This window comes from Streptococcus sp., from assembly GCF_041802885.1.
GTDB lineage: Bacteria > Bacillota > Bacilli > Lactobacillales > Streptococcaceae > Streptococcus.
Map to the genome: position 1 here is coordinate 1 of NZ_JBHCHN010000062.1, position 6,487 is coordinate 6,487.

Below are 6,487 nucleotides of genomic sequence, written 5' to 3' on the forward strand. Positions count from 1 at the left end.
AGTTGCCTCCAAGGCTTTGATGGCTGGAATATTCCGAGAATACTGAATGGCAGATTTGACGGTCATGGAACCGAAGTAGCCCCGTTCGTAGTTGTAAACAGGAGTGCTGGTACCAGGGTAATTGTAAGGACCATCGACAATTGTATCGGCCGTTGAGGTATAGATACCATTCTTAAGAGCAGGAGCATAATCTGTGATTGGTTTCATCGTTGAACCGAAGTCACGGTTTGTCTCAACAGCCTGGTTGACCCCAAAGGACACATTGGTGGCCTGATTCCGGGCGCCGAGTTGAGCAATAACCTTACCATTAGATACATCAACGATAGTGGACGCCACCTGGAAGATATTATCAGGGTAGTAGACAAATTCGTCTGTATTGTAAATATTCCAGAGCTGTTGTTGAGCTGCTGAATCAACATTGGTATAAACACTCATACCTGTAGTCAACAGATTGTAACCAGTTTTCTCCTCAACCTCTTCAATAACTTCTTTGAGGTAGTTGTCCATGTAGAGAGGATAGGCAGCAGTGTTTTTCAGTGGTTGAAGTCCATCTGTTACAGGAGTAGCGATGGCCGTATCATACTGTTCTTTGGTAATGTATTTTTCATCCAACATTTCCCCAAGAACGATATCCCGACGCCTCTGAGCAGCTTCGGGCTGTGTGTAGGGATCGTATTGATTTGGAGCCTGGGGCATGCCGGCCAAGAGAGCTGCCTGAGCAATGGATAAATCCTTTAACTCTTTGCCATAATAAGCACTAGCTGCTGTCTTCATTCCATAGTTACCATTGGACATGTAGACCTTATTGACATAGTAGGTTAAGATTTCCTGCTTGGTATTGCGGCGTTCCAGCTGCATAGCCAGCCAAGCCTCTTGAATTTTCCGTTTGAGGGTCTGATCTTCAGTCGAAGTGGAGAAGTAGGTCAACTTAATAAACTGCTGATCCAAGGTAGAACCACCTTGAAGTCCACCGCTGGTTAAGTTATTCAAAAAGGCACCAGCAATCCGGATAACATCGACACCTCGGTGGTTGAAGAATCGTTGGTCTTCAATCGCCACAATGGCATTTACGAGATCCGTAGGGATTTCTTGGGTCTTAGCATTGGAGCGTTTTTCAGCTCCGAGGTCTGCAATCAGACCGCCATCCTTATCATAAATCTTACTAGAAGTAGTGGCCGTCAGCGCCTCTTCTGTCAGGGCTGGGGCCGAACTGATATAGTAGGCGACCAAGCCAGCAGCAGCCAAGGTTGCCAGAATAAAACCAGCAAGAAGGACATTGGCCACTATGATAAGGTATTTTTTTAGGGTTTCATTTTTCAAAATTGTCACCACCTAATAATTTTTCTTCAACGATGTCCAGATAGGGTAGACTGGGATAGCCCCCCATCTTAATCTCAAAACCATGCTGGCGAATATAGTCAATAGGCATAGACTTGCCTCCCTGATCAATTTGATAAAAATCAATCAAGGGCCTAGCAGGTAAGAGATAGGTTTCTTTCAATGTTGAGAAGTGAAGGAGCACAAAGGAAATTCCTCGTTGCTGTAAAACCTGGGCCATGTGCTCAATCTGATGAGCGTGAAAGTTTTTCATGGGCATAGCCGTTTTTTGTCTAGTTTCCTTGGCCTCAAAGTCAATGTAGTAGCCCTTGTAAACTCCAGAATAATCGGTTGTAGAGGCATGTCGGAAATAAGCTTCCACAATCTTTGCTCGACTCCGCTTGGGGTAATCAACCTTAACGATCTGAACCGGCGTAGGCTTTTTATGGATAACTGCCTTGCCATGAGCCAAGTAATAGTTGTTGCTATCGTTGATGGCTGTTTCAAAGGTCATCCCGCGATTGGCAAAGTTGACCTCTCTCTTTTCAGACCTGACACTGGTTTCTGGCGTTTTTCTAGAAACCTGGTGAGGATAATTGACCATAGAACTCCTTCTTGATAAAATACTATCAGTACATTATATCACAAGATGAGAAAAGAGCACAAGAATTGACTATGGAGAGCGTTTTGATAGCTGGATACAGGCACACAGACCTAGGGATTTTTTCGGACAAGGATCCGAGGATTTCGATTATTAAGGAGGCCATTCGAAGAGACTGCATCCGCTTGATTGAAGAAGGTGTAGAATGGTTTGTCTTTACGGGAAATCTGGGTTTTGAATACTGGGCCTTGGAAGTATTGGAAGAGTTAAAGACAGAAGCCTACGAATTCCAGACCGCAACAATCTTTCCGTTTGCCAATCACGGCGAACATTGGAACGAAGCCAATCAGATCAAGTTAGCCAAGTTCAAGTCAACAGATTTTGTCAAGTATGCCTTTCCTCATTACCAGAATCCAGGTCAGTTTAAGGATTATAATCACTTTCTTCTGGAAAATACAGACGGGGTCTATTTATTTTACGATAACGAAAATGAAACAAACTTGAAATATTTATACAATCTAATTTTAATCCAAGTAGGTTATACTGTAAAAAGTTTAAACTTTGATGATTTAAATGAAATAGCTGAAAATTTTATAAAAAAATGAGTAATTTAACTTGATTTTTCCCTATTTTTTTTAATATAATGAAAGTAGCGACTTTTAAGATATGGAGAGAAAAATGGCGACTATCAAATTTACAACAAAAGATATTTATGAACAAGATTTTAAAATTGGATTCCGAGGATATGATCAGGATGAAGTAAACGACTTCTTAGATCAGATTATGAAAGATTATGATGCCTATGAAGCGATTATCAAGGAATTGAAGGGTGAAATTACCCGCCTCAAAGCTCAGGCAATCAACGCTCCTCAAGCGGCAGCGGCAGCTCCTGTATCGGAAGAGACAGAAACGTTGCGAACAGAACGTAGCTCATCTGCAACTAATTTTGACATCTTGCGTCGCTTGAATCGACTGGAGAAGGAAGTATTTGGCAAACAGATTGCCCAAGATTAAGAATAAACGTGCAATTTTTGGATAATCGCATGGTTCAGCAGATGATACCATGAGGAAAGTCCATGCTAGCACTAGCTGTGATGCTGGTAGTGTTTGTGCTAGGCGAATCCATAAGCCTAGGGACGTCTTAGACGTTACGGCGGTCGAAATGGCTACGTCTTTTAAGATATGTCAAACTAGACCTGAAAGTGCCACAGTGACGAAGTTTTCATGGAAACGTGGAAAGTGGAACGCGGTAAACCCCTCAAGCTAGCAACCCAAATTTCGGTCGGGGCATGGGAAAGCTGGAAACGAACGGTCTTTCCTGACTGCGAAGAGCAGTAGACAGATGATTATCGAAGGTGGTAGCACCTAGTACCACTGGAACAAAACATGGCTTATAGAAAATTGCATAATAGGTAGAGTCTAGGACGAAAGTACCTAGACTTTTCTTTGTAATAGCAGCTTAGACACATGAAATCGAGAAAATATGAAAACAAAATTTAAGTTAATTGCGACTGCGGCAGCAGGGTTAGAAGCTGTTGTGGGGCGTGAGCTTCGTGACCTAGGCTACGATTGCCAGGTAGAAAATGGGCGTGTCCGCTTTGATGGCGACCTTTTAGCAATCATTCAGAGTAACCTCTGGTTGAGAGCTGCAGACCGCATTAAAATTATTGTGGGCCAATTTCCAGCTTCCACCTTTGAAGAACTCTTTCAAGGGGTCTATGGCTTGGACTGGGAAAACTATCTGCCGCTTGGCTGCAAGTTTCCCATTTCCAAGGCTAAATGTGTCAAATCCAAACTCCACAATGAACCCAGTGTTCAGGCGATTTCAAAAAAAGCAGTCGTTAAAAAACTACAGAAACATTTCCATCGGCCAGAAGGAGTTCCCTTACAGGAAACGGGAGCAGAATTTAAAATTGAAGTGTCTATCTTAAAGGATAAGGCAACGGTCATGATCGATACCACAGGGTCCAGTCTTTTCAAGCGTGGCTACCGTGTCGAAAAAGGAGGAGCCCCTATCAAGGAAAATATGGCTGCCGCTATCTTGCTTTTAACCAACTGGTATCCAGATAAACCTCTCATTGATCCAACTTGTGGTTCGGGAACCTTCTGTATTGAAGCCGCCATGATGGCCCGTAAGATTGCTCCAGGCCTCAAGCGAACCTTTGCCTTTGAAGAATGGAATTGGGTAGACAAATCCCTTGTCCAGCAAGCGCGTCAAAAAGCCCAAAATGCGATTGTTCAGGATATGCAACTAGATATTTCAGGTTTCGACATCGACAGTCGCATGATTGATATCGCCAAGAAAAATGCCTTTGCAGCAGGTGTAGAAGCAGATATACATTTCAAACAGATGCGACTGCAGGATTTAAAAACGGACAAGATAAATGGAGTTATCCTTTCCAATCCACCTTACGGTGAGCGACTCTTGGATGATGATGCGATTGCTAAACTGTATCGTGAAATGGGGGGAACCTTTGCTCCGCTTGATACCTGGTCTAAATTTATTTTGACTAGCGATGAACAATTTGAAATGCGCTTTGGCCGTCAGGCAGATAAAAAACGCAAACTCTATAACGGAACCTTAAAAGTAGATCTTTACCAATTTTTTGGAAAAAGAGTTAAACGAACTATCCCAGCAGAAGGAGACTAGAAACGTGTCAAATAAGAAACAGCCAGACCAACAGAGACAACCTCAAGCAGAAGAAGAGAAGATTTTAAGCCTTGACGAAATCAAGGAAATGACGGTCGGACAGGTCGTTCGCAAGCAGCAGGATATCAAGGACGGAGTCGAGGAAGATGATAATATTCTGGACCGCTATATCAAGCAGCACCGAGAAGATATTGAAGCAGAAAAATTTGAAACTCTCGCTAATGCGCCGGCTATCTCTGACGAAATGCTTGAGGAAACCAGGGTTGCTCTTCAACCAGCAGAAATGGCGCAAATCATTGCCGCAACAGAAGAACAAGCAAATGCAGATGCAGATTTGCAGATTCATAAAGTTCAGACTAGCGAGCCAGTAGAAGTAGATAATATCCCACCAACTGCTCCAATGACAGACTTTGAAGATGAGTATGAGGATGACCTGTCAGATTCAGAAAAATCAGGCAAGAAAAAAATGCTGATTTGGCTTGGTCTGACAGCGAGTTTTGTGGCAATTCTTGCGACTGCCTTTCTATGGATGAACAATATGAACGGCGGAGGTCAGACAAAATCATCTTCTTCAAGTAGTAAAACAAGTTCATCCAGCTCTACAGATGCAAATGTAGCAGCTTTTGAAAAATTATATGCAAGTTTCTTTACAGATGGTAGCCAAACCAAGTTAAAGAATAGTGAATTCGATAAACTGGACCAACTGAAAGCAGCTCTCGATAAGATTGGGACATCTAAATCTGGCTACAAGGCGGCGAAGGCTAAATACGATGTTTTGGAGAAAGCCATCAATGCCATCAAGGATATTAACAGTAAATTTGACAAACCAGCCATTGTTGATGGTGAGTTGGATACGACTGCCAATGTCAAATCAGGCGCGAGTTTTAAGAGCGTTTCAACGGGACTTTCAACACTAGATGCCTTATTGGCTTCTGCTATCAAGATGGGGCAAACTCAAAAGCCAGCCTCTTCAGCTAACCAGGCTCAGGGTCAAAGTCAGAATCAGGGACAAGCTCAAGGTCAAGGACAATCAGGTGGGAATGCTACCAGTCCTGCTGATACAGGACAGGCAACTACTCCAACGCCAGCACCAACAACGCCAGTTGAAACACCAGGTGTATCAGCGCCGTCATCAAATCCAGGTTGGGTCAATGTTGCTGGTGTTGTCTATGGTATGGAAATTCCTGCCAATGTGAAACTCCAGCGCGAACTCAGTCGCGTACCCTATAATCAAGCAGCAATTGATGATGTCAATAACGAAGCTTGGGTCTTTAACCCAGGTATCTTGGAAAAAATCATTGCCATCGCTAAGGAACGTGGTCATATCTCAGGAAATGACTATTACCTAGAGAAAGTCAACATCATCAACGGCCGCGGTTACTATAACCTCTTCAAGTCAGATGGTACCTATCTCTTCTCTATCAACTGTAAGACTGGATACTTCGTAGGAAATGCTCCTGGACGCGCAGATGCGGTGGACTTTTAAAACAAAAAAATGAGTTCAAATTGAAAAGAACCACTTATAATGGACAGTGTAAAAAAGTTGTATACTGTTCTTATAAGGAGGTTCTTTTCTCATGGCCAAAAAAGGAAGCAAGTTCACCAAATATCCACCCGAGTTCAAAATACAGGTAGTGGAAGACTACCTCAGCGGAAAGAGCGGAGGGATGACTTCTATTGTCAAAAAATATGGGTTAAAATCAGACAGCCAGGTTCTAACTTGGACAAGAAAATACCGAGAAGACCCTGCTTTACTTACCCAAGATTTACGAGGTAGGAAGTCCACTGGTCGTCCCAAAACTAGGAATTTAGAGGAGATGACCCTTGAGGAACAGAATGCTTATCTACGAATGGAGAATGCGATTTTAAAGACCTTAAGGACTCTCCTCAATCTGTGAGAAGAGTCCACCTCTATCAAG

Annotated in this window: 7 protein-coding genes and 1 other RNA gene; 6 read left to right on the top strand and 2 right to left on the bottom strand. The window is 42.9% G+C overall.

The window, feature by feature from the left end:
• On the bottom strand, window positions 1–1,332 hold a 1,332-nt coding region (locus ACEYCN_RS07875; protein ID WP_373713737.1), incomplete at its 3' end, for a transglycosylase domain-containing protein.
• A complete protein-coding gene (gene recU / locus ACEYCN_RS07880) occupies window positions 1,310–1,921 on the bottom strand; it encodes a Holliday junction resolvase RecU (protein ID WP_373713738.1) in 612 nt (203 codons plus the stop codon). The genes ACEYCN_RS07875 and recU, both read right to left, overlap by 23 nt.
• Before the next feature lie 71 nt (window positions 1,922–1,992).
• On the opposite strand from recU, the gene ACEYCN_RS07885 reads away from it, so the two are divergent.
• From ACEYCN_RS07885 to ACEYCN_RS07910, 6 genes are all read left to right on the top strand, one after another.
• Window positions 1,993–2,523 carry a DUF1273 domain-containing protein gene (locus ACEYCN_RS07885; protein WP_373713739.1) on the top strand — a complete coding sequence of 177 codons (531 nt, stop codon included), beginning with the start codon at window positions 1,993–1,995 and terminating at the stop codon, window positions 2,521–2,523.
• Window positions 2,524–2,596: 73 nt separating this feature from the next.
• A complete protein-coding gene (gene gpsB, locus ACEYCN_RS07890) occupies window positions 2,597–2,932 on the top strand; it encodes a cell division regulator GpsB (protein ID WP_373713740.1) in 336 nt (111 codons plus the stop codon).
• A gap of 13 nt (window positions 2,933–2,945) precedes the next feature.
• Window positions 2,946–3,317: RNase P RNA component class B (gene rnpB / locus ACEYCN_RS07895), an RNA gene on the top strand.
• An 84-nt stretch (window positions 3,318–3,401) separates the two neighbouring features.
• Window positions 3,402–4,568: a class I SAM-dependent RNA methyltransferase gene (locus ACEYCN_RS07900; RefSeq protein WP_373713741.1), complete on the top strand. Its 1,167-nt coding sequence runs from the start codon at window positions 3,402–3,404 to the stop codon at window positions 4,566–4,568.
• 4 nt (window positions 4,569–4,572) lie between these two features.
• Window positions 4,573–6,054 carry a cell division site-positioning protein MapZ family protein gene (locus tag ACEYCN_RS07905; protein ID WP_373713742.1) on the top strand — a complete coding sequence of 494 codons (1,482 nt, stop codon included), beginning with the start codon at window positions 4,573–4,575 and terminating at the stop codon, window positions 6,052–6,054.
• Between the two features lie 91 nt (window positions 6,055–6,145).
• A complete protein-coding gene (locus tag ACEYCN_RS07910; RefSeq protein WP_373713743.1) occupies window positions 6,146–6,466 on the top strand; it encodes a transposase in 321 nt (106 codons plus the stop codon).
• Window positions 6,467–6,487 lie beyond the last annotated feature (21 nt).